Consider the following 26,008-nt stretch of genomic DNA (forward strand, 5'->3'; position numbering starts at 1 on the left):
GCCTTGCGCGGAAGCCCTCAGTCGCCGCTGTCGCCTGCTCGGTAGAACAGCGAATAACCGATCTGCCCCACCGCCTCGTTCAACAACTGCCCGCTCTGCCAGATCGACTTGAACTCCGGCAGCCAGCCGCCGAACGGCCGGGCATTGTCGGTGCCAAGGAAACCGACCGGTGCCGGCACCACTTCGAATCCGGCCTGTTGATAACTCCACACCGCACGCGGCATGTGCCAGGCCTGGGTCACCAGCACAATACGTTTGACGCCTTCCGGCAGCAGCATCTTGGCGCTGAAGGCAGCGTTTTCCCACGTGGTGCGGCTCTCCCCTTCCTGCCAGCGCACCGTCACACCGAAATCATCGCGCAGTGAATCGGCCATCAACTTCGCCTCGGTCGGCGGCGTACCGTAATGCAGGCCACCGCTGGTCAGAATCGGCAACCCCGAGGCCTTGGCCAGACGCGCCGCGTAGCGCTGTCGCTCAAGCCCGACGCCCGTCGGTTGATCCTCACCCCAGGCCAGGTCGCCACGCTCGCGCCCGGAACCCAGCACCACAATCGCATCGGCGCGTTGCGCAAGGCTTGTCCATGAATCCCGGGCCAGCGGCGGCTCGCGCTCCAGGGCTTTGGCGCCCCATTGCACGACCACCGGCAGGCTCATCAGCAGGAAGCCGCCAAAACCCAGAACGAAGCACAGCCCGGCCAGTCGCGGCCGCGAACGTCGCAACCACCAGGCGACGAGCAACAGCAGCAAAAGAAGGCCGGGCGGCAACAGAAGTTGTTTAATGAAATAACGAAAAGGCATCGAGCATCTCCAGAGATGCCCGAAGCCTAAGTGGGTTGATACGACGCGACAACCAGTAGGGTCGGATCCCGTTGAAAAAGATCCGCTTTTTGACCTGCCATGCGTTTACTTGGCCTGCAGGGTTCGCACTTTTACGGTCTCTCTGCCCGGTGCCTTGTCCTTGAGCCAGATGACCTTGGCCGAATGGGCTGCATCGAGTTGCTTCACTGCCTGTGACAGGTATCCGTGGGTTTCACGCTCACTGCGATCCAGGTAAGCCTTGACCAGATTGAACTCGGCGGGGCTCAAGCCACGCAATTCCAGCTCCAGGGGGCGCTCGTCGCGCAGCCGTCCAGCGGTTTTTGCCGCGTCCAGGGCCATTCCCAGACGATCGATCAACCGCTCGTACAACTCGGGTTTGGTTATGTTTCTTTGCTGTGACTCCACCATCCCTCACCTCATTGAAGATAAGACTCACTCCCCAGTTAGAGCTTAGCTTCGCTGCACAAACCGGCTGCACGCCGCGACCAACGGCCCTCGCCGCGATTTCAACGGGTAAAACGGCTGCAATCAGGGTTTCCCTAGGCCAAGCGCGGTCATGTATGCTACGGCGCTTCCTGTAACTCCACTTCCAGCCCGTCCGGCCCGCTCCGGATGTCGCATTGAAGAGGATTAGGCCACCCCTATCCAGTACAAAAGTAGCCATGCACGAACAATATCAGCCCCGTGAAATCGAAGCCGCCGCCCAGTCGTTCTGGGACGAGCAAAAGTCCTTTGAAGTCAGTGAACAGCCAGGCAAGGAGACTTACTACTGCCTGTCGATGTTCCCTTACCCCAGCGGCAAGCTACACATGGGGCACGTGCGCAACTACACCATCGGCGACGTGATCTCCCGCTACCAGCGCATGCTCGGCAAGAACGTCCTGCAACCGATGGGTTGGGACGCGTTCGGCATGCCGGCGGAAAACGCCGCGATGAAGAACAACGTGGCCCCGGCCAAGTGGACCTACGAAAACATCGCCTACATGAAATCCCAGCTGCGCAGCCTGGGCCTCGCGGTGGACTGGTCCCGCGAAGTCACCACCTGCAAGCCGGATTACTACCGCTGGGAGCAGTGGCTGTTCACCCGCCTGTTCGAAAAAGGCGTGATCTACCGCAAGAACGGTACCGTGAACTGGGACCCGATCGACCAGACCGTTCTGGCCAACGAACAGGTGATCGACGGTCGCGGCTGGCGTTCCGGCGCGCTGATCGAAAAGCGCGAAATCCCGATGTACTACTTCAAGATCACCGCCTACGCGGATGAGCTGCTGGAGAGTCTCGACGAACTGACCGGCTGGCCGGAACAGGTCAAGACCATGCAGCGCAACTGGATCGGCAAGTCCCGCGGGATGGAAGTGCAGTTCCCGTACAACGTCGATTCGATCGGCGAAAGCGGCACCCTGAAAGTCTTCACCACCCGTCCGGACACCCTGATGGGCGCAACCTATGTTGCCGTGGCCGCCGAACACCACCTGGCCGCTCTCGCCGCCAAGAACAACCCTGAGCTGCAAGCGTTCATCGCCGAATGCAAGGGCGGCAGCGTTGCCGAAGCCGACGTCGCCACTCAAGAGAAGAAAGGCCTGCCGACCGGCCTGTTCGTCGAGCACCCGCTGACCGGCGAAAAACTGCCGGTGTGGGTCGCCAACTACGTGCTGATGCACTACGGCGACGGCGCAGTGATGGCTGTGCCGGCTCACGACGAGCGCGATTTCGAATTCGCCCACAAGTACAACCTGCCGGTCAAATCCGTGGTTCGCACCAGTTCCGGTGAAACCAACCCGGCGCCGTGGCAGGACGCCTACGGCGAGCACGGCACGCTGATCAACTCCGGCGAGTTCGACGGCCTGGACTTCGCAGGCGCCTTCGACGCCATGGAAGTCGCCCTGATCAAGAAAAACCTCGGCGCCTCGCGCACCCAGTTCCGCCTGCGCGACTGGGGCATCAGCCGTCAGCGTTACTGGGGCTGCCCGATCCCGATCATCCACTGCGATGCCTGCGGTGACGTGCCGGTGCCGGAAGACCAGCTGCCTGTCGTACTGCCGGAAGACGTGGTGCCGGACGGCGCCGGTTCGCCGCTGGCGCGCATGCCCGAGTTCTACGAGTGCAGCTGCCCGAAATGCGGCCAGCCTGCCAAGCGTGAAACCGACACCATGGACACCTTTGTCGAGTCGTCCTGGTACTACGCCCGTTACGCTTCGCCGCACTTCGAAGGCGGTCTGGTGGAAAAAACCGCAGCCGACCACTGGCTGCCGGTGGATCAGTACATCGGCGGTATCGAACACGCCATTCTTCACCTGCTCTACGCGCGCTTCTTCCACAAGCTGATGCGCGACGAAGGCCTGGTAAGTTCCAACGAGCCGTTCAAGAACCTGCTGACCCAGGGCATGGTGGTCGCCGAGACCTACTATCGTCGTGAAGCCAACGGTGCCTACACCTGGTTCAACCCGGCGGACGTGGAACTGGAGCGCGACAGCAAGGCCAAGGTCATCAGTGCCAAACTGAAATCCGACGGCCTGCCGGTGGAAATCGGCGGCACCGAGAAGATGGCCAAGTCGAAGAACAACGGCGTCGACCCGCAATCGATGATCGATCAGTTCGGCGCCGACACCTGCCGTCTGTTCATGATGTTCGCTTCGCCACCTGACATGAGCGCGGAGTGGTCCGACTCCGGCGTGGAAGGCTCGCACCGCTTCCTCAAGCGCGTCTGGCGTCTGGCTCAGGCCCACGTCACCCAGGGCTTGCCGGGCAAACTGGACCTCGCGGGCCTGAATGACGAACAGAAAGTCATTCGTCGTGCGATCCACCAGGCGATCAAGCAGGCCAGCCATGACGTCGGCCAGAACCACAAATTCAACACCGCCATCGCCCAGGTGATGACGCTGATGAACGTGCTGGAGAAAGCCGCCCAGGCCACCGAACAGGATCGCGCACTGATCCACGAAGGCCTGGAAGCCGTGACCCTGCTGCTGGCACCGATCACACCGCACATCAGCCATGAGCTGTGGAACCGCCTGGGTCACGCTGACCCGGTGATCGACGCCGGCTGGCCGGTGCTGGACGAAAGCGCGCTGGTGCAGGACAGCCTGACCCTGGTCATCCAGGTCAACGGCAAACTGCGCGGCCAGATCGAAATGCCGGCCGCCGCCACCCGCGAAGAAGTCGAAGCCGCCGCCCGTGCCAATGAAAACGTGCTGCGCTTCGTCGACGGCCTGACTATTCGCAAAGTGATCGTAGTGCCCGGGAAACTGGTCAATATCGTCGCCAGCTAATTGGATCGGACGCCGGGTCTGCCTGGCGTCCTGTAAAACCTTTCGGGTCGCAAGGTCGGCCCACATGGTTTCAAGGGGAGCAACACAATGATCAAACGCAATCTGCTGGTGATGGGCCTCGCAGTCCTGTTGAGCGCCTGCGGTTTCCAGCTGCGCGGCACCGGCACCACCGAACTGGCAATCAAGGAACTCGACCTGAGCGCCCGCAACGCCTACGGCGAAACCGTGACGCAACTGCGTCAGTTGCTGGAGGCCAGCGGCGTCAAGATCGTCTCCGGCGCGCCGTACAAGCTGTACCTGGCCGATGAGCAGGAAAACCAGCGCATCCTCAGCTACGCCGGTGCCGGCCGTACTGGCGAGTACCAGGTGACCACCGTGCTCAATTACGACATCCGTGGCGACAAGAACCTGCTGCTCAAAAGCGACAAGCTTGAAGTGCAGAAAGTGTTCATCCACGACGGCAACAACCTGGTGGGTTCCGACCAGGAAGCCAACGATGCTCGCAACGAAACACGCCGCGAACTGGTCCAGCGCATGATGCTGCGCCTGCAACAACTGACGCCGGCTCAGCTGGATGCCCTGCAGCAGACCGCCAACGCCCGGGCCAAGGCAGAAGCCGACGCCCTTGAAGCGGCGCAGAAGGCTGAAGCGGAAACCCCGCGTCAGTCGCCGCTCGAACTGCCGCAGCAGTAAGACGTCCGGGGCGCTCAGGCGCCCCGTTCGCCGTTTCTTATGAAGCTCGCTCCCGCCCAACTCGGCAAACACCTGCAAGGCGCCCTTGCGCCGGTCTACATCATCAGCGGCGATGACCCGCTGCTGTGCCAGGAAGCTGCCGACGCCATTCGTTCCGCTGCCCGTCAGCAAGGTTTCGACGAACGCCAGGTGTTCGCCGCCGACGCCAATTTCGATTGGGGTACGCTGCTGCTGGCCGGCGCCAGCATGTCGCTGTTCGCTGAAAAGCGCCTGCTGGAGCTGCGTCTGCCATCCGGCAAGCCGGGTGACAAGGGCGCTGCCGCACTGATCGAATACTGCTCGCGCCCCGCTGAAGACACAGTGCTGCTGATCAGCTTGCCCAAGCTGGACGGCAGCGCGCAGAAGACCAAGTGGGGCAAGGCGCTGGTCGAGGGCCAGCAAACGCAGTTCATCCAGATCTGGCCGGTGGATGCCAACCAGTTGCCGAGCTGGATTCGCCAGCGCCTGTCCCAGGCCGGCCTTTCGGCCAGTCAGGACGCGGTCGAACTGATCGCCGCGCGGGTCGAAGGCAACCTGCTTGCCGCCGCGCAGGAGATCGAGAAGCTCAAGCTGATGGCCGAAGGCGGACAGATCACCGTCGAAACCGTGCAGGCGGCCGTGGCCGACAGTGCGCGCTTTGACGTGTTCGGCCTGACCGACGCAGTCCTCAACGGCGAACCGGCTCACGCTCTGCGCATGCTTGAAGGCTTGCGCGGTGAAGGTGTCGAGCCGCCAGTGATCCTCTGGGCCCTGGCCCGGGAACTGCGTCTGCTGGCCAACATCTCCCTGCAGTACAGCCAGGGCACTCCGCTGGACAAGTGCTTCAGTCAGGCGAAACCGCCGGTCTGGGACAAGCGCAAACCGCTGATGAGCAAGGCCCTGCAACGCTACTCGGCGCAACGCTGGGCGCAATTGTTGCTCGAAGCCCAGCGCATCGATGCGCAGATCAAGGGCCAGGCGGCCGGATCGCCGTGGATGAGCCTCAGCCGTCTGGCGCTGTTAATGGCCGGTCAGCGTCTGACGCTACCTGCCGAATGAAATCCAGGATCGCACACTGCGATCCTTTTTTTCCACAGACCATTTCCTACAGAACATCCCGCCTTCAGTCCTATAGACAGACGCTCGACATCGGCAGATCATTTGCCGCGCAAAACCCACTCACTCGCGAGAACCCTCATGAGCAAAAAGCCATCGAAACATGGCCACAACAAGGCCAAATCCATCGTCGCCCAACCCCTGTTCCGCAGCCGCCAGGAACGACCAACCAAGGGTAAAGGCAGCTACCGCCGCGAAGCCTTCCAGTCTGACAGCTGGGAGGCTTCTTACTTTCTGGCCGCTTGAAGCGCAGCACCCCTTCCTCATGTTAAGGTCTGCACCTGATTCGTATCCCCTGGACCTGTGCATGCCCCTCAGTCTTTCCCGTCGTTGGCCCGTTCGCCAACTGATCGCTGCCACAAGTTTCATACTGCTTGTCGCCTGCGCGGAGAAACCCACCGCCGCCGACGCGCAACCGCTTCAGACTGCTCCCGTTGCCACGGCCCCTGCGGTCATTCCGCCGGTAGTGCCGTCCGGTGACGACCTCGATCTGCAACCGACCCAGACTTTCGCCGAATGGCAGGCAGGTTTCCGCAAGGACGCCCTGGCCGCCGGTATTCGCCCCGACGTGTTTGACCGCGCCTTTGCCAACGTGAACTTCGATGCCAGCGTGATCCGCGCCGACCGCAGCCAGCCGGAGTTCGCCCGCCCGGTGTGGGAATACCTGGACGGTGCCCTGTCGCCGCTGCGAGTGCGCAAAGGCCAGGCGCTGATCAACCAGTACGCGGATATCCTGCAACGCATCGAGCAACGTTACGGCGTCGATCGCCAGGCGCTGGTATCGGTGTGGGGGATGGAAAGCAATTTCGGCCAGTTCCAGGGCACCAAGTCGGTGATCAACTCTCTGGCAACCCTGGCCTATGAAGGTCGCCGCCCGGCATTTGCTCACGCGCAACTGATCGCGGCGCTGCAGATCCTGCAACAGGGCGACATCACGCCGGAGAAAATGCTCGGTTCCTGGGCCGGCGCCATGGGCCAGACCCAGTTCATCCCGACGACCTACAACACCCACGCGGTGGATTTCGACGGCGACGGTCGCCGCGACATCTGGGGCAGCCCGGCTGACGCCTTGGCCTCCACCGCGCACTACCTGCAAAGCTCCGGCTGGCAACGTGGCCAGCCATGGGGCTTCGAAGTGCAGCTGCCGAGCGGTTTCAATTACACCCTGGCGGATGGCGCGATTCGCAAGAGTGTCGCCGAATGGCGGCAACTGGGTGTGATCCTGCCCAACGGTGGTCAGGCCCCTGCCGGTTCCGAGCAGTTGTCGGCTGCCCTGCTGCTGCCGGCAGGCTATCGTGGCCCGGCGTTCCTTATCCTCGACAACTTCCGGGCTATCCTCAAGTACAACAACTCGTCGTCCTATGCCCTGGCGGTAAGCCTGTTGTCCGAGCGCTTCAACGGCGCAGGCCTGATCAACGGCACCTGGCCGAAGGATGATCTGCCGCTGAGCCGTACCGAGCGCATCGAGCTGCAGAACCTGCTGACCGCGCGCAACTACGACGCAGGCACCGCTGACGGCATCATCGGCGCCAATACGCGCAAGGCGATCCGCAGTGCGCAGCAGTCCTTTGGCTGGCCGGCGGATGGTTACCCGACACACAAGCTGCTGGAAAGCTTGCGTAGCCAATAAAAACAAAACCGCCGCCTCTTCAGGCGGCGGTCTTTTTTTGTGGCTCGTTTAACGAATCACCACATCCTGCTCCAGCATCAATTCCTTCTTCCCCGCATCCAGTCGAACCAGCGCCCCCAACGGCAGCGTCAGGTTCGGATCACAGTGCCCGCTGCACCAGCCCGACAACACCGGAATCCGCACCGGCTCGAAGGTCTGCTTGAGCAGGCGGTTCAGCGCATCGACATCCACCCCCGCGATATCCCCGACCAATACGCCGCGCAATCGGGCCAGCTTTCCGGCCAGACGCATCTGGGTCAGCAAGCGGTCGATCCGATACAGCGGCTCGTTGACGTCCTCGATGAGCAGGATCACCCCTTCGACGTCGATTTCGTATGGCGTGCCCAGGGTCGATGCGATCATCGCCAGATTGCCCCCCAGCAAGCGCCCGTGGGCAATGCCGGGCTCAACCGTGGTTAGTGGATAAGCCACCGGATGGCTCAATACACTGCCGGCCTTCAATTGGCCACGCAGCATGGCGAAGAACGACGTCACCGTCGGCGGCTCCTTGTCCCCCAGCAGGTCAGCGTTCAACAGTGGCCCGTGAAAGGTCACGAACCCGGCGTAGCGACTGATGGCCAGATGCAGCGCGGTGATGTCGCTGTAGCCGACAAAGGGCTTGGCATGGCGCGCCAGCAGATCGTAGTCGATTTGATCCAGCAGGCGCGGTGTGCCGTAACCGCCACGCAGACAGATGATTGCGTCAACCTCGGGATCAGCGAACGCCGCGTGCAGATCGTTCAGTCGCACCTCGTCGCTGCCGGCCAGATAGCCATCCTTCTCGTAGACACCAGGAAACACCCGCAAACCGTAACCCCGGGCGCGCATCCATTGAACAGCCTTTTCGGTATCCAGCGCACCGGGACCGGCGGGCGCAATGACGCCTATCAGCCCTTCCGACGGCAGCGCCGGCACAGGCTTGTGCGGAAAAAGGGTGTGGGTCGGTCGAACGGTCATCCATGGATCTCCCTGTGTGAAGTCATGCACACACAGTAGTCAGGAACGGCGACAAACAGAAGAGGTCCGGCTGCGCCGCAGATTGCAGGAAAAGTCAGTAACGAGTGTAGGCCGGGCAAAAAAATGCCCGCCGGGCGGTAAACCCCGGCGGGCATTTTCTCATTCAGCGCTGAATCAGGAACCGAGCAGCTCGGCCTTGACCAGTTTCGCCTGCTCGTCGGCGTGGTACGAAGAACGCACCAACGGGCCGGACGCGACGTTCTTGAAGCCCATCTTGTAACCTTCCTCGGCGAACCAGGCGAAGGTGTCCGGGTGCACGAAACGCTGCACCGGCAAGTGGCTGCGGGACGGCTGCAGGTACTGGCCCAGGGTCAGCATGTCGATGTCGTGTTCGCGCATGCGCTTCATGACTTCGATGACTTCGTCGTCGGTCTCGCCCAGACCCAGCATCAGGCCGGATTTGGTCGGAATGTGCGGCATCATCTGCTTGAAGCGTTGCAGCAGGGTCAGCGACCACTGGTAATCCGAACCCGGACGCGCAGCCTTGTACAGGCGCGGTACGGTTTCCAGGTTGTGGTTGAACACATCCGGCGGCTCGGCCGCAGTGATTTCCAGAGCGATGTCCATGCGGCCACGGTAGTCCGGGACCAGGGTCTCAAGCTGTACGTTCGGCGACAGTTTGCGGATTTCGCGGATGCAGTCGGCAAAGTGCTGGGCACCGCCGTCACGCAGGTCGTCGCGGTCAACCGAGGTGATCACCACATACTTGAGTTTCAGGTCGGCGATGGCGATGGCCAGGCTTTCCGGCTCGTTGACGTCCAGTGGTTTCGGACGACCGTGACCCACGTCGCAGAACGGGCAGCGACGGGTGCAGATATCACCCATGATCATGAAGGTCGCGGTGCCGCCGGAGAAGCACTCGCCCAGGTTAGGGCAGGACGCTTCTTCGCAGACGCTGTGCAGCTTGTGCTTGCGCAGCAGGCTCTTGATGCGCTCGACTTCCGGCGAAACCGGGATGCGCACGCGGATCCAGTCGGGTTTCTTCGGCAGTTCGGTGGTCGGAATGATCTTTACCGGGATGCGTGCAACCTTCTCGGCGCCGCGCAGCTTGACGCCGGCTTCAACCTTGGGACGCGGGGCCGGGCGCTCGGTCACGTCGAGCGTCGGGATCATGGTTTGCACTGCATCAGTAGTCATATCAGTCGATTCCGCCCGTCAGGGTCGTCTGCTCAGCATAGTCGAGGTGTTTGACGAGCTGCGCGCGCAGCCGGGCACTTACCTCGGCAAATTCAATCGATCCTGCGTGATCGCTCAGCTGGGTCATCGCCAGCCCGGCATAGCCGCAGGGATTAATCCGTCGAAACGGCTCCAGGTTCATATCCACGTTCAGGGCCAGGCCATGAAAGGAACAACCGTGGCGAATCCGCAAACCCAGAGAAGCGATTTTCGCTCCGTCGACATAGACGCCGGGAGCATCTGGTTTGGCCACGGCGGTCACACCGTAGCTGGCCAGCAGTTCGATCAGGCACCGCTCCATGCGTGTGACCAGGTCGCGTACGCCAAAACCCAGTTTGCGCACATCCAGCAACAGGTACGCCACCAGTTGGCCGGGGCCATGGTAAGTCACCTGCCCGCCGCGGTCGACCTGAACCACCGGAATGTCTCCCGGCAGCAACAGATGTTCGGCCTTGCCGGCCTGACCCTGAGTGAACACCGGCGGGTGTTCGACGAGCCAGATTTCGTCGGCGGCATCGCTGCCGCGTTCGTTGGTAAAGCGTTGCATGGCATGCCAGACCGGCTCGTAAGCCATCTGGCCAAGTTCGCGAAAGCCCAGCGTGCCCGGCATCACAACACCATGTGTACGAAGCCGGTCGCCCGCAGTTCGCTGTTGATGTTGTACAGCTGATCCTGGTCGGTCGCGACGATGTGCAACTGGATGGTGGTGTACTTGCCGTTGCTGCTTTGACGCTCGTCGACACGCTCATCGTTGATTTTTGCGTGTTTCTTGACGATGTCGATGATCTTGTCTTTGTTGCCGACGCCCGTATCGCTGATCACCTTAACCGGATAATCAACCTGCGGAAATTCGATCTTTGGCGCCTTTACTTCGGTATCGGTCATGGCGTAACGGCCTCGTAAGCGTAAGCCCGGTAACGAACAAGGCCCCGCTCCGGAAGGGAACGGGGCCATGCAGGTCAACTCGAATCAGTTGAACAAGCCGTAGAAGAATAGACGGATGCTATCCCACATGCGGCGGAAGATACCACCCTCCTCGACAGCGTCCAGGGCGATCAGGTCGGCGCTGTGCACCACCTTGTCGTCCAGTTTCACTTCGACTTTACCGATCACGTCGCCCTTGGCGATTGGCGCGGTCAGTTGCGGGTTCATGGTCATGCTGGCAGCGAGCTTCTTCAGCTGGCCTTTCGGCAGAGTCATGGTCAGATCTTCAGCCAGACCGGCCTTGACCTGGCTGGTGGTGCCTTTCCACACCGGGGCCTGAGCCAGTTCGGTGCCCTTCTGATAGAAGGTCTGGGTTTCGAAGAAACGGAAACCGTAGGTCAGCAGTTTCTGGGTCTCGGCAGCACGAGCCACTTCGCTGTTGGTGCCGAACACCACGGCAATCAGGCGCATGCCGTCACGTACGGCCGAGGACACCATGCAGTAGCCGGCTTCGTCGGTGTGACCGGTTTTCAGACCGTCGACGGTCTTGTCGCGCCACAGCAGCAGGTTGCGGTTAGGCTGCTTGATGCCGTTCCAGAAGAACTCTTTCTGCGAGTAGATCGCGTAGTGAGCCGGGTCTTCGTGGATGATCGCGCGCGCCAGGATCGCCATGTCGTGAGCCGACGAGTAGTGCTCAGGGTTTGGCAGGCCGGTCGGGTTCATGAAGTGGGTATTGGTCATGCCCAGATCGGCGACAGTCTTGTTCATCAGGTCGGCGAAGGCGTCTTCGCTGCCGGCGATGTGCTCGGCCACCGCGACGCTGGCGTCGTTGCCGGACTGGATGATGATGCCGTGCAGCAGGTCGCTGACAGTCACCTGCGAGCCGACCTTGATGAACATCCGCGAACCGCCGGTGCGCCAGGCGTTTTCGCTGACGGTCACCGGATCGTTTTCACCGATCTGGCCACGACGGATTTCCAGCGTAGCGATATACGCGGTCATCAGTTTGGTCAGGCTGGCCGGTGGCAGACGCTGGTCACCGTTGTTCTCCACCAGCACGTTGCCGCTGCTGGCGTCCATGAGCACGTAGGCTTTTGCGGCCAGTTGAGGTGGCGACGGCATCATCTCGGCCGCGAAGGCGGCTGGCGAGAGGAGCAGCGGGACTAGCAGACACAGGCGTTTGGCAAAGGTGGTGATGTTCATCCGTCTCTCGAAATCGCTAATGGAAACTGCCCTTGCGGGCAAAATTAATCAGATGACTTTCTAACGAGTCATCGCGTGTTCAGTTGCTCACTCCAGTCACCCTTTGCCGGGCTTTTGTTCTTCGACGAGCCAACAACCTGATTCACCCCCCAATCGCTGGTGAACCGTCAATCAAGTGCTACGTATTACTTACTCGGTGACCACACTTGGCGAACCAAGGTTGGCCAGGCGCACGCTGTTCTGCACCTGGGCAATTTCACCCGGCGAACCGATCGGTCCCAGGCGCACCCGGTGCAGGGTCTGCTGATTGCGCACGATCGAGCTGATGAACACCGGAGCGCTCACCATCCCGCTGAGCTTCGACCTCAGGAGTTCTGCAGCGTCCGGGTTGGCGAACGCGCCCACCTGCAGATACTGGCCAGACGCTGGTGCAGAAGCGTTTTTTTTTGCGCCGATCTGTACAGGTACAGTGTCGGAGGCATGCTGTTGCGGCGGTGGAGTCCACTGCTCGATGGTACCGGCCGAGGCCGTGATCACCGGCGCAGTATTCTGCGCGACTTGCGGCTCGTTGAGCATCAGAGGCGCCGGACGGCCCTTGGCGGCCCACCACTGTTGCGGGTCGATACCCTCGACCTTGACTCGCGCGGTGCCGATTTCGGCATAACCGAGCTTTTTGGCCGCGGCGTAGGACAGGTCGATGATCCGGTCCGAATAGAACGGCCCACGGTCGTTGACCCGCAGGATCACGCTCTTGTTGTTGTCCAGGTTGGTCACCCGAACGTAACTTGGCAGCGGTAAGGTCTTGTGGGCGGCACTCATGCCGTACAGGTCATAGACTTCGCCGTTGGCGGTGTTCTGACCGTGGAACTTGGTGCCGTACCAGGATGCGGTGCCCGAGGCCACGTAGGTCTTGGATTCCTGCAACGGAAAGTAGGTCTTGCCCAGTACGGTGTACGGGTTGGCCTTGTACGGTCCGGTGTGCAGGGTCGGCGTCGCGTCAGGAATACGCGACACATCGACGTCCCACCATGGCGCGCCGTCCTTGTGGGCCCGGTTGATGTCCAGACCCGGCTGGGCACGAACAGTGTTCGATGCGTATTTCTGAGTAGGTGCGCGGCTGGTCGAGCAGCTGGCGACCATGATCGCCAACGCGGCGAATGCCACCAGCTTCAGGGGTTTGTTGATAGGCAATGCCTGCATTACTTGACGCCCCGTGCTTTTACCAGCTCTTCAGACAGTTGATGTACAGCCATGGCGTACATCACGCTGCGGTTATAACGCGTGATCGCGTAGAAATTCTTCAGGCCCATCCAGTATTCCGGGCCATTGTCGCCTTCCAGGCGAAATGCAGTAACCGGCATATCATCGCGCAGCGCATCATGACTTGACCAGCCCAGCGCTCGCAACTCCCCGACGGTTTTCGTCGGTTCGATGCCGGTGGTCAGGCCTTCATCCACCTGCTCGCCGCGCACATCCGCACGACTGACCACCGGCTCGCCGGCCACCCAGCCGTGACGCTTGAAGTAGCTGGCGACACTGCCGATCGCATCATCCGGGTTGTTCCAGATATTGATGTGGCCATCGCCGTCGAAATCCACCGCATAGGCGCGAAAGCTGCTCGGCATGAACTGCGGCAGGCCCATCGCCCCGGCATAGGAACCCTTGAGGGTCAGCGGGTCGACCTGTTCTTCGCGCGCCAGCAGCAGGAACTCACGCAGTTCCTTGCGGAAAAATTCGGCACGGGGAGGATAGTCGAAACCCAGCGTGGACAAGGCATCGATCACCCGGTAATTACCGGTATTACGTCCGAAAAAGGTTTCGACGCCGATGATCGACACGATCACTTGAGCCGGAACGCCGTATTCCTGCTCGGCGCGGGCCAGTACCGCCTCGTGCTGGCGCCAGAAGTCCACACCCCGGGCGATGCGCGCGTCGGTGATGAACATCGGCCGGTATTCTTTCCACTGTTTGACCCGTTCGGCGGGTTTGGAAATCGCGTCGAGAATCGCCTGCTTGCGCTGGGCCTCGCGGAACACCGCCATCAGTTGCTCGCCGGCAAAACCGTAGTCGCGGGTCATTTCACCGACGAATTCGGCCACCTGGGGCGAGCCTTCGTAATCGCCGGCCAGCGCTTCCTGCGCGCTGCCAAGGATGCCTACCAGGCCGAGCCACGGTGCGTATCGTGTCGCCCAGTCACGCATTACTTGCATTGAACTCTTCACCTTATTCAAACCTGTGCGATCCACTTGCGATGCGTATGGATCGACATCAAAACCCCAAACGCTGACAGCAGCGTCACCAGCGAAGTTCCGCCGTAGCTAATGAACGGCAACGGCACCCCTACGACCGGCAACAGGCCACTGACCATACCGATGTTGACGAAAACATAAACAAAAAACGTCATGGTCAAGGCACCGGCGAGCAATTTGCCGAAAAGCGTCTGCGCCTGGGCGGTAATCACCAGACCGCGACCGATCAGCAACAGATAGATAAGCAGCAGCGCGCAAATGCCCACCAGCCCGAACTCTTCGCCCAGCACCGCAATAATGAAGTCGGTGTGGCTTTCCGGCAGGAAGTCCAGGTGCGATTGGGTACCCAGCAGCCAGCCCTTGCCGAACACACCACCGGAACCGATGGCAGCCTTCGACTGAATGATGTTCCAACCGGTGCCCAGCGGATCGCTCTCCGGATCGAGGAAGGTCAGGATTCGTTGCTTCTGGTAGTCGTGCATGATGAAGAACCACATGGCGATCGCCACGGGTACAGCGGCGGCCAGCACGCTGAGGATCCAACGCCAGCGCAATCCGCCCATGAACAGTACGAACGCACCACCGGCCAGAATCAGCAGCGACGTGCCCAGATCCGGCTGACGCACGATCAGAATGAACGGCACACCGATCAACATCAGGCTGATCCCGACATGCTTGAGCTGCGGCGGCAGTGTGCGCTTGGACAGGTACCAGGCAATGGTCGCCGGCATCAGGATCTTCATGAATTCCGACGGCTGGAAGCGGATCACCCCGGGAATGTTGATCCAGCGAGTCGCGCCCATGGCGTTGTGGCCCATGATGTCCACCACCATCAGCAGCACCACCCCGACCACATAACCGAGCGGCACCCAGCGGGCCATGAACCGTGGTTCGAACTGGGCGATGACGATCATCGACACCAGACCGATGCCGAACGATGTGGCCTGCTTGGCCAGCAGGTCCCAGCTCTTGCCGCTGGCCGAATACAGCACGAACAGGCTGCCGGCGGCGAGGATCAGCAGCAGGACCAGCAAGGGTCCGTCGATATGCAGGCGTTGCAACAGCGTCGCGCGGCGACGCATCACATCCTCGCTGGAGAGCATGCGATCAAAATTATTCTTCACGGGCCGTAGCCTCCGCACTGATTGGGCTGGCGTATTCGGCCTTCAAGCGTCCGTCCTGATCCAGCAGCCAGGCGTCCATCACCTGACGCACTACGGGCGCGGCGACGCCGGAACCGGACTCACCGTTCTCGACCATCACCGACACCACGATTTTCGGGTTGTCGGCCGGTGCAAAACCGACGAACAGAGCGTGGTCACGGTGGCGTTCCTGCACCTTGGAGCGGTCGTATTTCTCGCCTTGTTTGATCGCGACCACCTGGGCCGTACCCGACTTGCCGGCGATCCGGTATTGCGCGCCGATCGACGCCTTGCGCGCCGTACCCCGGGCACCGTGCATCACCTGCTGCATGCCGTGGTTGACCTTGGTCCAGTCCGACGGATCGCGCAGGACAATGTCCGGCATCGGGTTTTCATCCTTGGGTTTCTCTCCCTCGATGGTCTTGGCCAGGTGCGGACGGTTCCACACCCCCTTGTTGGCGACCAGCGCGGTGGCCTGAGCCAGTTGCAACGGGGTCGATTGCATGTAGCCCTGGCCGATCCCGAGAATCAGGGTCTCGCCCGGGAACCATGCCTGCTTGCGGGTGGCACGTTTCCATTCGCGGGACGGCATCAGGCCCGGGGATTCTTCGAACATGTCCAGCGAGACCTTCTGGCCGATACCGAACTTGTTCATGTACGCCGACAACCGGTCGATGCCGAGCTTGTGCGCCAGGTCATAGAAGTAGGTGTCGTTGGACCGCATGATCGCCGTGTCGAGGTCGACGAAGCCGTCACCGGTGCGGTTCCAGTTGCGGTATTTGTGATCGTAGTTGGGCAGCATGTAGTAACCCGGGTCAAACACCCGGCTCGACGCCGTCACCACGCCCGCGTCCAGACCGGCAATCGCCACCGCCGGCTTGATCGTCGAGCCCGGCGGGTACAGGCCGCGCAGTACGCGGTTGAACAGCGGCCGGTCGATGGAATCGCGCAGCTCGGCGTAAGCCTTGAAGCTGATGCCGGTGACGAACAGGTTCGGGTCGAAGCTCGGCTGGCTGACCATCGCCAGCACTTCACCGGTGTTCGGGTCCAGCGCCACCACTGCGCCTCGTCGCCCGCCCAGTGCGGCTTCGGCGGCTTCCTGCAATTTGATGTCGAGGCTCAGGACGATGTCCTTGCCCGGCACCGGATCGGTACGTTTGAGTACCCGCAGCACACGTCCCCGAGCGTTGGTCTCGACCTCTTCGTAACCCACCTGACCGTGCAGCTCGGCTTCATAGAAACGCTCGATGCCGGTCTTGCCGATGTGGTGGGTGCCGCTGTAGTTGACCGGATCGAGGGTCTTCAGCTCTTTCTCGTTGATCCGCCCCATGTACCCCACCGAGTGCGCAAAATGCGCGCCCTGCGGGTAGTGACGCACCAGTTGCGCGACCACTTCCACGCCCGGCAGACGGAACTGGTTCACCGCGATCCGGGCGATCTGCTCTTCGGTCAGCTCGAACAGGATCGGCACCGGCTCGAACGGTCGACGCCCCTGACGCATGCGTTTTTCGAAGATCACCCGGTCTTCCGGCGTCAACTCCAGCACTTCGACGATCACGTCGAGCACCTGCTGCCAGTCGCCGGAACGCTCGCGGGTCATGCTCAGGCTGAAGCTCGGACGGTTATCCGCCACCACCACGCCGTTACGGTCGTAAATCAGGCCACGGGTCGGCGGAATCGGCTGGACATGGACGCGGTTGTTTTCCGAGAGGGTCGAGTGATACTCGTACTGGATCACCTGCAGGAAATACAGCCGGGCAATCAGCACACAGATCAGCAGCACCACCGCAATGGCCCCGAACACGACGCGGCTACGCACCAGGCGGGCGTCTTTTTCGTGGTCCTTGATGCGGATCGGCTGGGACATGAGGGCAGGATTACTTGTGGTAAGGGTGGCCGGACAACACGGTCCAGGCACGATACAACTGCTCGCCGATGAGGATGCGCACCAACGGGTGCGGCAGCGTCAATGGCGACAACGACCAGCGCTGGTCGGCGCGGGCACAGACTTCCGGCGCCAGCCCTTCCGGGCCGCCGACCATGAAATTGACCGTGCGCGAGTCCAGCCGCCAACGGTCGAGTTCGACCGCCAGCTGCTCGGTGCTCCAGGGCTTGCCGTGCACTTCGAGGGTGACGATCCGCTCGTTGTGCCCGACCTTGGCAAGCATGGCTTCGCCTTCCTGACGGATGAAGCGGGCCACGTCGGCATTCTTGCCACGGGTATTGAGCGGAATTTCCACCAGTTCCAGCGCCAGCTCGGACGGAAGACGCTTGGCATATTCATGCCAGCCTTCTTCCACCCACTTGGGCATGCGTGAACCGACGGCGATCAGTCGCAGTCGCACAGCGCTTCCCTTACAGCTGGTCTTTGTTGAGCTTGGTGAAGTGCTCGTGGGTGTTTTCCGGGCTGTGGTGCTTGGCGTCTGCCGCACGGCTCTGCTCGGCACCGGCCCACAGGCGCTCCAGGTCGTAGAACTGACGGGCCGAGGCGGTCATCATGTGCACGATCACCAGGTCCAGGTCCAGCAGCACCCAGTCGCTGTCGCCCTTGCCTTCTTCGCCCAGCGGCTTGGCGCCCTGCTTTTTCACTTCTTCGCGAACCTTGTCCAGCATCGCGTTGATCTGACGGTTGGAAGTACCGGTGGCGATGATCATGTAGTCAGTGATGCTCTGCTTGTCGCGCACATCAATGATCTGGATGTCCTGGGCCTTGACGTCTTCCAGGGCGGCCACGGCCACCTTGACCAGCTCGTCGCCTTTCAGCGGCTCGTTGGTGTTGGCGACTTCCGGCAGCGGAGCGCTCTTGAACGTGCCTTTGCGCTTTACTTTGGTTTGGTCTTTGTCAGTCATATAAAACTCGTTTTGCTCATGTATTCGGCGGCTCGTTCCACGATGATCGTGTTACTCGAGCACGCCTTGTTCAGTTCGACGCACGGTACAGACCGTGCGCATCGATGTAGGCCAGGACCGCGTCGGGCACCAGGAAACGTACCGACTTACCGCTGGCCAGCAGTTGACGGATCTGGGTGGCGGAGACCGCGAGCGGTGTCTGCCAGACGAATGCAATCTGTCCGCTCGGCCCTTTCAGGGCCAGCGGGTCGCTCACCGAACGCGCTGCCAGCAGGTTGCGCAAGGCATCCGGCGGTTCGCTGTCGGCGTCCGGGCGCTGTAGCACCAGGATGTGGCAATGCTGGAGCAACTCCTCCCAGCGGTGCCAAGTGGGCAGGCCGCAAAATGCGTCCCAGCCCAAAAGCAGAAAAACCTGGGTCTCGGCGGCCAGTTCAGCACGCAGCGACTCCAGGGTATCGATGGTCCAGGACGGTTTGTCCCGCTGCAACTCGCGGGCGTCCACCACCAGCGGCGGCACACCGGCTACCGCACATTCAACCATTGCCAGCCGATCCTGCGCCGACACCTGCGGGGTATCGCGATGGGGCGGCCGGGCGCTGGGCATCATGCGCAGCTCATCGAGCGCCAGCGCATCGGCGACTTCCAGCGCGCCGCGCAAATGGCCGACATGCACCGGATCGAAGGTTCCGCCCAGAACGCCAATGCGTCTGGGGCGAGACTTCCTGCCGGATTTCGGCGCTTTCGGGTCGAGGTCGGACAAGTCAGACCGTCGCCTGGCCGCGCAACTGGCCATCACCGACCACGACGTATTTCTCGCAGGTCAGTCCTTCGAGGCCCACCGGGCCACGGGCGTGCAGCTTATCAGTAGAAATGCCGATCTCGGCACCCAATCCGTATTCGAATCCATCGGCGAAGCAGGTCGGGGTGTTGATCATCACCGATGCCGAGTCGACTTCGGCCACGAACTGCCGCGTATCGGCGAGGTTTTCGCTGACGATCGAATCAGTGTGGTGAGAGCCGAAATGGTTGATGTGCTCGATAGCCTGGTCCAGGCCGTCGACCACGCGGATCGACAGAATCGGCGCCAGATACTCGGTGCTCCAGTCTTCTTCAGTCGCCGCTACCGCCTCGATGATCGCCCGGGTGCGCTCGCAGCCACGCAGCTCGACGCCTTTTTCGCGGAACTGTCTGGCCATCGACGGCAGGAAATCCTTCGCAACACTTTGATCGACCAGCAGGGTCTCCATCGCGCCGCAGATGCCATAACGATAGGTCTTGGAATTGAAGGCGATGCGCTGGGCTTTCGGCAGGTCGGCGTGTTCGCTGACATAAACGTGGCAGATGCCGTCCAGATGCTTGATCACCGGCACCCGGGCGTCACGGCTGATGCGCTCGATCAGGCCACGGCCACCGCGCGGTACGATCACATCGACGTACTCGGGCATGGTGATCAGGGCGCCAACGGCGGCGCGGTCGGTGGTTTCCACCACTTGCACCACGGCAGCCGGCAATTCGGCTTCGGCCAGACCACGCTGGATGCAGGCGGCAATCGCACGGTTGGAATGAATTGCCTCGGAACCGCCACGCAGGATGGTCGCATTGCCGGACTTCAGGCACAGGCTCGCGGCGTCGATGGTCACGTTCGGACGGGATTCGTAGATGATCCCGATCACGCCCAGCGGCACGCGCATCTTGCCGACCTGAATGCCCGACGGACGGAAGCTCATGTCGCGGATCGCACCGACCGGATCCGGCAGGGCCGCCACCTGGCGCAGACCGACGATCATCCCGTCGATGCGGGCCGGGGTCAGTTCCAGGCGCTCCAGCAGTGCAGGCTCCAGACCGTTGGCGCGACCGGCGGCCAGATCCTGTTCATTGGCTGCCGCAAGCTCGGCGCGGGCGGCGTCCAGAGCATTGGCGGCAGACAGCAGGGCGCGGTTTTTCTGCGCGGTGCTGGCACGGCCGATGACCCGGGAAGCCTCACGGGCGGCGCGACCCAATCGGGTCATGTAGTCAAGAACGGACTCAGTCATGGTCTGCTGGGGTCTTGGCAAAGAGGAAAGCGGCAGATTATAGCTGTCGCGTCCCGGGACTAACAGCGGTGACGGGCGGATGGTCGAAATGGACGGCGATTTGCCGATGTTCAGCCGTAATTAAGGCTCGGATTGTTATCATCACGACCTCTTTCGCCTGGATAAACACCGTTTGCCATGTCCAACCTGACCGTTCGCGCCCGTGCCGAGCGCCTGCCGCTGGGCCTTCCGGACGTTTTTTTCGACCGTGACGCTCAGACGCTTGCCCGGGATCTGCTGGGCAAAGTCATCCGTCACCGGGTCGGCGACCTGTGGCTCAGCGCCCGGATCATCGAAACCGAAGCGTATTACTGCGAAGAAAAAGGCAGCCACGCCTCCCTCGGCTACACGGAAAAGCGTAAGGCTTTGTTTCTGGATGGCGGCCACATCTATATGTACTACGCCCGTGGCGGCGATTCGCTGAACTTCAGTGCGCAGGGTCCTGGCAATGCGGTGCTGATCAAATCGGCCTATCCGTGGGTCGACGAGATCAGCGGCCCGGCGAGTCTGGCGCAGATGCTGCTGAACAATCCCGATGCTCAGGGCCGGCCGCGGCCGTCGCAAAAGCTTTGCGCCGGGCAGACCCTGCTGTGCAAAGCCCTGGGGTTGAAAGTGCCGGTGTGGGATGCAAAGCGCTTCGACCACGAAATCCTGCTGGTGGAAGACACTGGCCCCGCGCCAGGCCACATCATCCAGACCACCCGCCTGGGCATCCCCCATGGGCGCGACGAGCACTTGATGTATCGATTTGTCGATGCGGCCTACGCCCAGTGGTGCACCCGGAACCCGCTGCGCCGGGGCCAGGTCGAAGGACGCGATTACTTTCTGCTGTGAACTTCCCCTCTGCGCTACGCCGACCAGGGACATCAATGAAATGGAGTGTGTTGTATGGGCCCATGGCTCGATAGCGTGACCGGGTGGCTGGCCGCCAACCCGCAGTGGCTGGCTGCTGCGGTGTTCGTCGTGGCCTTTGTCGAGTGCCTGGCGATTGCCGGGATCATCGTTCCCGGTACGGTGTTGCTGTTCGCCGTGGCGGCACTTGCCGGCAGCGGTGCGCTTTCACTGAGCGAGACCCTGTTGCTGGGCTTTCTCGGCGGGATTCTCGGCGACCTGGTTTCGTATTTCCTCGGCCGCCACTTCCATCAGAACATCCGCCGCCTGCCGGGACTGCGTCATCACCCGGAATGGATGAACGGGGCAGAAACCTATTTCCAGCGCTACGGCATCGCCAGCCTGCTGGTCGGGCGCTTCATCGGTCCGCTAAGACCGATGCTGCCAATGGTCGCCGGGATGTGCGACATGCCCTTCCCGCGCTTCGTTGCCGTCAGTCTGCTGGCCGCAGCAGGCTGGAGCATCGCCTATCTGCTGCCGGGCTGGGCCACCGGGGCGGCGATTCGTTTGCCATTGCCGGAAGGTTTCTGGCTGCAGGCCGGGATCGTCGCCGCCAGCATTGCGGTGATGGTCGGCCTGAGTGCCAACAGCAGCCTGCGCCGCCATCGCCGGGCGACGATCTGGATCAGCAGCATGAGCCTGCTGATCCTGATCGCGCTGTTCATCGGTTATCCGTATCTGACCGCGCTCGATCAGGGCGTCATGACCCTCGTGCAGGAACACCGCAGTGCGGTGTTAGACGAAGTTGCGGTGGTCTTCACCCTGATCGGCGAATTCCGCAACATGCTGGTGTTCAGCATTTTGCTGACCGGCCTGTTGCTGCTGTGCCGCCAGTGGCGTCAGGCGATCTTCGCCGGAAGTACCCTGCTCGTCACCGCGCTGGCCAACACCGGAACCAAACTGTTTTTCGCCCGGGTACGCCCGGAAGTGCTGACCGACCCGATCACCAGTTACAGCATGCCCAGCGGTCATGCGTCCGGATCGTTCGCGCTGTTCCTGACCCTCGCCGTGCTGGCCGGACGCGGGCAACCGCCAAGACTGCGCCTGACCTGGCTGTTGATCGGCTGTATTCCGGCGCTGGCGATCGCGCTGTCGCGGGTCTACCTGGGGGCACACTGGCCGACGGATGTCCTGGCTGGCGCCATGCTCGCCGCCTGTGTCTGCGCAGCGAGCCTGTGGCTGATTCAGCGACAGTCCCCTCTTGAAGCGATGCCGCAGAAAGTCTGGTGGCTGGTGCTGCCGGCGCTGGTCGCCCTGTTCGGTTTCTTTGTACTGCGGCATTTGCCACACACCTTGTTGCGATATGCCTACTGAGCCCGCGCTCAACGCTCATCGGCGCCCTCGATGTCGATGAGCGTCATCAAACATTTGGCAAAGCAAATGCTCATGAACAAGTCCGTGCCCCATGCCACATTCCGGCAGCCGCACCACAAACGGACTTGTGAAAAGAACCATGACTTTGATCAATCAACTGAACCCTGTTTCACGGACTGACCGACCGTCAGCTCCGATCAAAATATCCGACCTGAACATCCCCCCGGAATCGCCCCTTCAGACTTCGGGCCAAAAACCCGGGCTTGCGGATCTCGACACCCTGTTCGGCCCTCTGCGCATCGGAGAATTCAGTGTCAGCCGCCAGACGCTCCAGGCTCTGGGCGGCCGAATCGATGGCGAAACCCTCTCGGCGACCAACACCTACTTTTCCGAACCTGACCAGGCATTCCTCGATGCACTGGAATTCGATACGGCCCAGATCGAACAGCGCATGAGGTCCGTTCCCTCACCGGAAAACGCTCAGATCCCGCCCCTGCTATACGAAATCGTCACCCAGCGTTCTCCCGATGCCGCGCCACTCATGCGTGAGATGCCCACCGGTGAATTCGCGGAGGCCATGAACAAGATCAACCACCTGCTGAACGCCACCCAACGCCTGGACATTCGCCGAGACCCGTTGCCCGAACACTTGCCGGACTGGGTCGATAAAACCAAAAGCCGCGGGATGACCAGCATGGGCGTCGGAATGCAGGCGTACGGACTTTACAGCGCTTACATCGGCGCCATCGACGCGCTGAAGAAAGGTGACACGGCTGAAGCGCTGATCAACGTTGGCGGGGGTCTCTCGGAGATCACTTCACTGGGGGTCGAATACGCCCTGAGCAAGACCGGCGAGCAGATGATCCGCCAGGGCTCCATGACCTTCGAACAATTCGGCAAGACCTCCATGGGCAAGTGGCTGTGTCGCGGAGCCGGGTTGATCGCCAGCGTGCTGACGTTGCCCTTCGATATCTATACCGCCATCAAATCCTTCAACGATGCCGCCAGTGCCCAGGGCAAGGAGGCGCAGGATCTGTATGTCACCGGCGGCCTGAGCGTGTTCAGTGGCGCACTGTCTCTGGCGCTGGGGTGCGCGGCCTTGATGGGCTTCCAGGCGGCCGGGCCGGTGGGCATTGCGGCGGCCGCGATCATGATTGTCGGGGCCCGGATCTATGGCGCCGCACGGTTTGTCGACGACATTGACGATTACATCGAGCTGACCGTGAACGAACGCTGGCGTGCCGGCTGGTTTGCGTTCACCGGGCAGGATCAGGACAAGGCGCTGATGGACCGCTACCTGATTGCCAAGACCACCGTCGACTACGCCCGGGCCTTGAAGACCCGCAGCCTCGGCTGGCTCGACAATGAATTCAGGGAGAGCGTCGATGTGATCGTCAACGGCAGATTCGAGGTCAAGCTTCAACCGACCCGCATCTACCGCTACCAATGGGATGAAGCAAAGGGAGAAACTCCCTACACCACCGAAAATCTGCCCGTCATCAATGATGCGGATGACACCTGCGATGCGCGCGAGGGGCTGCCCGACTCGGACGCCGTTCTCTCCATCACCAAAAGCGACCCTGCCAAAGGCGTCTTCTGGAACCTGGGCGGTGGCCATGACACGGTGCAGGGGGTAAAGGAAAAGCCCAACTACTTCAGCTACGGCTCTGGCCAGAAAACCCTGAGCGGTGGCGACCGGAATGACTCCTTTCTGTTCCAGTCGGCATCCGAAGCACTTTCCCGTGACCCGCTCAAGACCAGTGAGTTGTCGGGAGGAGACGGTATCGATCTGTTATGGCTGCAAGGCATGCACAGGCACCTGGATCACCTCCCCGCCCCTGCACGTCACCTGGGCTATGACATCGACCTGAAAAACGGCAAGCTCGCATTGCGCCCGGCCGATCCGGCGCGCGAACCGGTGTTGCACTCGACACTCAAGTCCATCGAAAAGGTCGAGACACTGGCCGGCGCGATCAATCGCGTGACCGGTTCCGACCAGGCCGACATCATTGCCGCCAATGGCAATGACCGCGTCGACGCCGGTGCCGGGGACGACCAGGTTTCCGTGCGTGGCCCGCATGTGATCGTCGAAGGCGGCCGCGGCAGCGATACCTACCATCTCGATCCCATGAGCCTCAGGGTTTCCATCACCGAGGACGGCCAGGAGCCCAGCAAGGTCTATCTGGGCGTTTCGCTGGAGGCCATCCAGAGCTGGACTGTTCGTGACGAAACGCTGGTCATTGAATCGTTGCGTGACGACGATCAGCACTCACCAGGACGGGAACTGGTTCTTGAAGCGGTATACCTCGAGGTCGACGGCAAACGCTCACTGCGTAATGACAAATGGACGTTCATTACCCAGGACGGTTACCACTTGCAACCGGTATGGCCCGCCAAAATCACCGAGCTCGACGATCAGCGCCTGAGTGTCGGAGTGCTGACTGCCGGCGTCGCGAAAAGCCCGCCGGTGCCGGTCAACGATCGCCCTTACAGACTGTCGGACAAGGCCCACTCGTACTACTTCGTTTCACGCCATGTCCGCCACACGATCCTGGTGGCAGAGCAGAACGAGCAGCGCGCCCGGAGCACGCTTTATGTCGATCATGACAGTACGGAAGTCGACGAAGTCCGGGCTATCTGTACGATTACAAAAAACCGCTCCGGTGCGTTCACGTTTCTTGGCTACTCGAATGTTCACTTCACCATCACATTCGCTCAGGCAGGCGGATCGCTCTCGCTGCACGGCGCGGTGAGAGAGCATCCAGGCAGGAAAAGCGATATGGGGGCCGGCCTCATGGCCTCCGGCTGGCTGATGAATCATCCGATGACTCTGGTCATGCGAGACGGCGTGTCCTACGACCTAGGTTTCCCTCGCAGCGACTATCTTCAGGATGCCAACAGCAGCGGCTACACCGTTATCCAGAGCCGTGGCTCGCTGCGCGAGCGCGCTGGCCGGTACATTTTTGTCCGGCCATCCATCGAAAAGAGAACCCTGAAGACAACACCGCAGCGGGTCAATTTCCAGTCCGTCGAACACCAGGCGACCTACTGGCTGGAAGGGCGATCCTCGACCTACGAACTGATTCCCGCCAGTCATACCTCCATCCGGCTGTCCACCGCCCAAGCCGACGCAAGCATCTCGGGTTCATCCACGTGGCACATTCACACACAACACCTGCTGGAACAGATCACCGTGCCGGACCTCGCCATCAGGGACAATCTGCTCACGATCGGCAGCATTCAGATTCATCTGCCGGACAGCAACGACCCGACGCTGCCACTGGAAACCGTGGAGGTGGTGGTCTCCTCGGGAAACCGTTACCGGATCAACGCCCTGTTCGAAGTGATCGGCCTCTGCGCCGTCGACGCCCGTGCCTATCCGTCGATTCAGGCGATCATCCAGGATATCCATGCGCATGAACAACGCGATGAACTCGAAACCCGCAACGTGCCGGTTCGCAACATTCGTCTGCGCGACGGAGCTACCGGCAGCATCTCCTACAACACCGACACTCGAGCATGGAGCTCGGAAAGTGCCCCGCCCCGCTCGATACCCGCCGAACACCTGATCATCGTCAAGGAGTGAC

Annotated in this window: 23 protein-coding genes; 8 read left to right on the forward strand and 15 right to left on the reverse strand. The window is 61.6% G+C overall.

The features are described from left to right. Window positions 1-17 precede the first annotated feature (17 nt). Window positions 18-797 (reverse strand): YdcF family protein, encoded by a 780-nt coding sequence (locus CAG02_RS27490; protein ID WP_085712272.1) that lies wholly within the window; start codon window positions 795-797, stop codon window positions 18-20. Window positions 798-902: 105 nt separating this feature from the next. After that, window positions 903-1,226 carry a hypothetical protein gene (locus CAG02_RS27495; protein WP_085712273.1) on the reverse strand — a complete coding sequence of 108 codons (324 nt, stop codon included), beginning with the start codon at window positions 1,224-1,226 and terminating at the stop codon, window positions 903-905. A gap of 254 nt (window positions 1,227-1,480) precedes the next feature. On the opposite strand from CAG02_RS27495, the gene leuS reads away from it, so the two are divergent. From leuS to CAG02_RS27520, 5 genes are all read left to right on the forward strand, one after another. Then, window positions 1,481-4,087: a leucine--tRNA ligase gene (leuS, locus tag CAG02_RS27500; RefSeq protein ID WP_085712274.1), complete on the forward strand. Its 2,607-nt coding sequence runs from the start codon at window positions 1,481-1,483 to the stop codon at window positions 4,085-4,087. A gap of 87 nt (window positions 4,088-4,174) precedes the next feature. Beyond that, complete coding sequence (gene lptE, locus CAG02_RS27505) at window positions 4,175-4,780, forward strand: LPS assembly lipoprotein LptE (protein ID WP_085712275.1); 606 nt, start codon at window positions 4,175-4,177, stop codon at window positions 4,778-4,780. Window positions 4,781-4,819: 39 nt separating this feature from the next. After that, window positions 4,820-5,857, forward strand: a complete 1,038-nt coding sequence (holA, locus tag CAG02_RS27510) for a DNA polymerase III subunit delta (protein WP_085712276.1) — start codon at window positions 4,820-4,822, stop codon at window positions 5,855-5,857. 138 nt (window positions 5,858-5,995) lie between these two features. Further along, entirely contained in the window at window positions 5,996-6,160 is a 165-nt protein-coding gene (gene arfA / locus CAG02_RS27515; protein WP_007958672.1) for an alternative ribosome rescue factor ArfA, read from the forward strand. A gap of 61 nt (window positions 6,161-6,221) precedes the next feature. Next, window positions 6,222-7,544 carry a lytic murein transglycosylase gene (locus CAG02_RS27520; protein WP_085712277.1) on the forward strand — a complete coding sequence of 441 codons (1,323 nt, stop codon included), beginning with the start codon at window positions 6,222-6,224 and terminating at the stop codon, window positions 7,542-7,544. Window positions 7,545-7,592: 48 nt separating this feature from the next. Here CAG02_RS27520 and CAG02_RS27525 read toward each other — a convergent pair whose 3' ends face one another. The 13 genes from CAG02_RS27525 to CAG02_RS27585 form a co-directional block, all read right to left on the reverse strand. After that, window positions 7,593-8,540: an LD-carboxypeptidase gene (locus tag CAG02_RS27525; protein ID WP_085712278.1), complete on the reverse strand. Its 948-nt coding sequence runs from the start codon at window positions 8,538-8,540 to the stop codon at window positions 7,593-7,595. Window positions 8,541-8,714: 174 nt separating this feature from the next. Continuing rightward, a complete protein-coding gene (gene lipA / locus CAG02_RS27530; RefSeq protein WP_162803535.1) occupies window positions 8,715-9,713 on the reverse strand; it encodes a lipoyl synthase in 999 nt (332 codons plus the stop codon). A gap of 25 nt (window positions 9,714-9,738) precedes the next feature. Further along, on the reverse strand, window positions 9,739-10,386 hold the full coding sequence (lipB, locus tag CAG02_RS27535; protein ID WP_085712280.1) for a lipoyl(octanoyl) transferase LipB: 648 nt from the start codon (window positions 10,384-10,386) through the stop codon (window positions 9,739-9,741). Beyond that, the gene (locus CAG02_RS27540) at window positions 10,386-10,661 is read right to left on the reverse strand and encodes a DUF493 domain-containing protein (RefSeq protein ID WP_007958664.1); all 276 of its coding nucleotides are present in this window, start codon (window positions 10,659-10,661) and stop codon (window positions 10,386-10,388) included. Before CAG02_RS27540 ends, lipB begins: the two co-directional genes overlap by 1 nt. 84 nt (window positions 10,662-10,745) lie before the next feature. Beyond that, complete coding sequence (locus tag CAG02_RS27545) at window positions 10,746-11,903, reverse strand: D-alanyl-D-alanine carboxypeptidase family protein (protein ID WP_065259591.1); 1,158 nt, start codon at window positions 11,901-11,903, stop codon at window positions 10,746-10,748. Window positions 11,904-12,092: 189 nt separating this feature from the next. Next, window positions 12,093-13,103, reverse strand: a complete 1,011-nt coding sequence (locus CAG02_RS27550) for a septal ring lytic transglycosylase RlpA family protein (protein ID WP_085712281.1) — start codon at window positions 13,101-13,103, stop codon at window positions 12,093-12,095. Next, the gene (mltB, locus tag CAG02_RS27555) at window positions 13,103-14,113 is read right to left on the reverse strand and encodes a lytic murein transglycosylase B (protein WP_085712282.1); all 1,011 of its coding nucleotides are present in this window, start codon (window positions 14,111-14,113) and stop codon (window positions 13,103-13,105) included. Before mltB ends, CAG02_RS27550 begins: the two co-directional genes overlap by 1 nt. A 17-nt stretch (window positions 14,114-14,130) precedes the next feature. Beyond that, window positions 14,131-15,234, reverse strand: a complete 1,104-nt coding sequence (gene rodA, locus CAG02_RS27560; RefSeq protein ID WP_085712360.1) for a rod shape-determining protein RodA — start codon at window positions 15,232-15,234, stop codon at window positions 14,131-14,133. 31 nt (window positions 15,235-15,265) lie between these two features. Beyond that, window positions 15,266-17,161 carry a penicillin-binding protein 2 gene (mrdA, locus tag CAG02_RS27565; RefSeq protein WP_085712283.1) on the reverse strand — a complete coding sequence of 632 codons (1,896 nt, stop codon included), beginning with the start codon at window positions 17,159-17,161 and terminating at the stop codon, window positions 15,266-15,268. A gap of 10 nt (window positions 17,162-17,171) precedes the next feature. After that, a complete protein-coding gene (rlmH, locus tag CAG02_RS27570) occupies window positions 17,172-17,639 on the reverse strand; it encodes a 23S rRNA (pseudouridine(1915)-N(3))-methyltransferase RlmH (protein WP_011063671.1) in 468 nt (155 codons plus the stop codon). A gap of 10 nt (window positions 17,640-17,649) precedes the next feature. Then, window positions 17,650-18,144, reverse strand: a complete 495-nt coding sequence (gene rsfS, locus CAG02_RS27575) for a ribosome silencing factor (protein ID WP_085712284.1) — start codon at window positions 18,142-18,144, stop codon at window positions 17,650-17,652. 70 nt (window positions 18,145-18,214) lie between these two features. Beyond that, on the reverse strand, window positions 18,215-18,937 hold the full coding sequence (gene nadD / locus CAG02_RS27580; RefSeq protein WP_085712285.1) for a nicotinate-nucleotide adenylyltransferase: 723 nt from the start codon (window positions 18,935-18,937) through the stop codon (window positions 18,215-18,217). Then, on the reverse strand, window positions 18,906-20,177 hold the full coding sequence (locus CAG02_RS27585) for a glutamate-5-semialdehyde dehydrogenase (RefSeq protein ID WP_085712286.1): 1,272 nt from the start codon (window positions 20,175-20,177) through the stop codon (window positions 18,906-18,908). The genes nadD and CAG02_RS27585 overlap by 32 nt, the downstream gene beginning before the upstream one ends. A gap of 177 nt (window positions 20,178-20,354) precedes the next feature. On the opposite strand from CAG02_RS27585, the gene CAG02_RS27590 reads away from it, so the two are divergent. The 3 genes from CAG02_RS27590 (at window position 20,355) to CAG02_RS27600 (ending at window position 26,007) form a co-directional block, all read left to right on the forward strand. Then, the gene (locus tag CAG02_RS27590) at window positions 20,355-21,050 is read left to right on the forward strand and encodes a DNA-3-methyladenine glycosylase (protein WP_085712287.1); all 696 of its coding nucleotides are present in this window, start codon (window positions 20,355-20,357) and stop codon (window positions 21,048-21,050) included. A 54-nt stretch (window positions 21,051-21,104) separates the two neighbouring features. Beyond that, window positions 21,105-22,421, forward strand: a complete 1,317-nt coding sequence (locus CAG02_RS27595; RefSeq protein ID WP_085712288.1) for a bifunctional DedA family/phosphatase PAP2 family protein — start codon at window positions 21,105-21,107, stop codon at window positions 22,419-22,421. A gap of 139 nt (window positions 22,422-22,560) precedes the next feature. Continuing rightward, the gene (locus tag CAG02_RS27600) at window positions 22,561-26,007 is read left to right on the forward strand and encodes a hypothetical protein (RefSeq protein WP_085712289.1); all 3,447 of its coding nucleotides are present in this window, start codon (window positions 22,561-22,563) and stop codon (window positions 26,005-26,007) included. Window position 26,008 lies beyond the last annotated feature (1 nt).

This window comes from Pseudomonas sp. R43(2017) (assembly GCF_002112345.1).
Taxonomy (GTDB): Bacteria; Pseudomonadota; Gammaproteobacteria; order Pseudomonadales; family Pseudomonadaceae; genus Aquipseudomonas; species Aquipseudomonas kribbensis.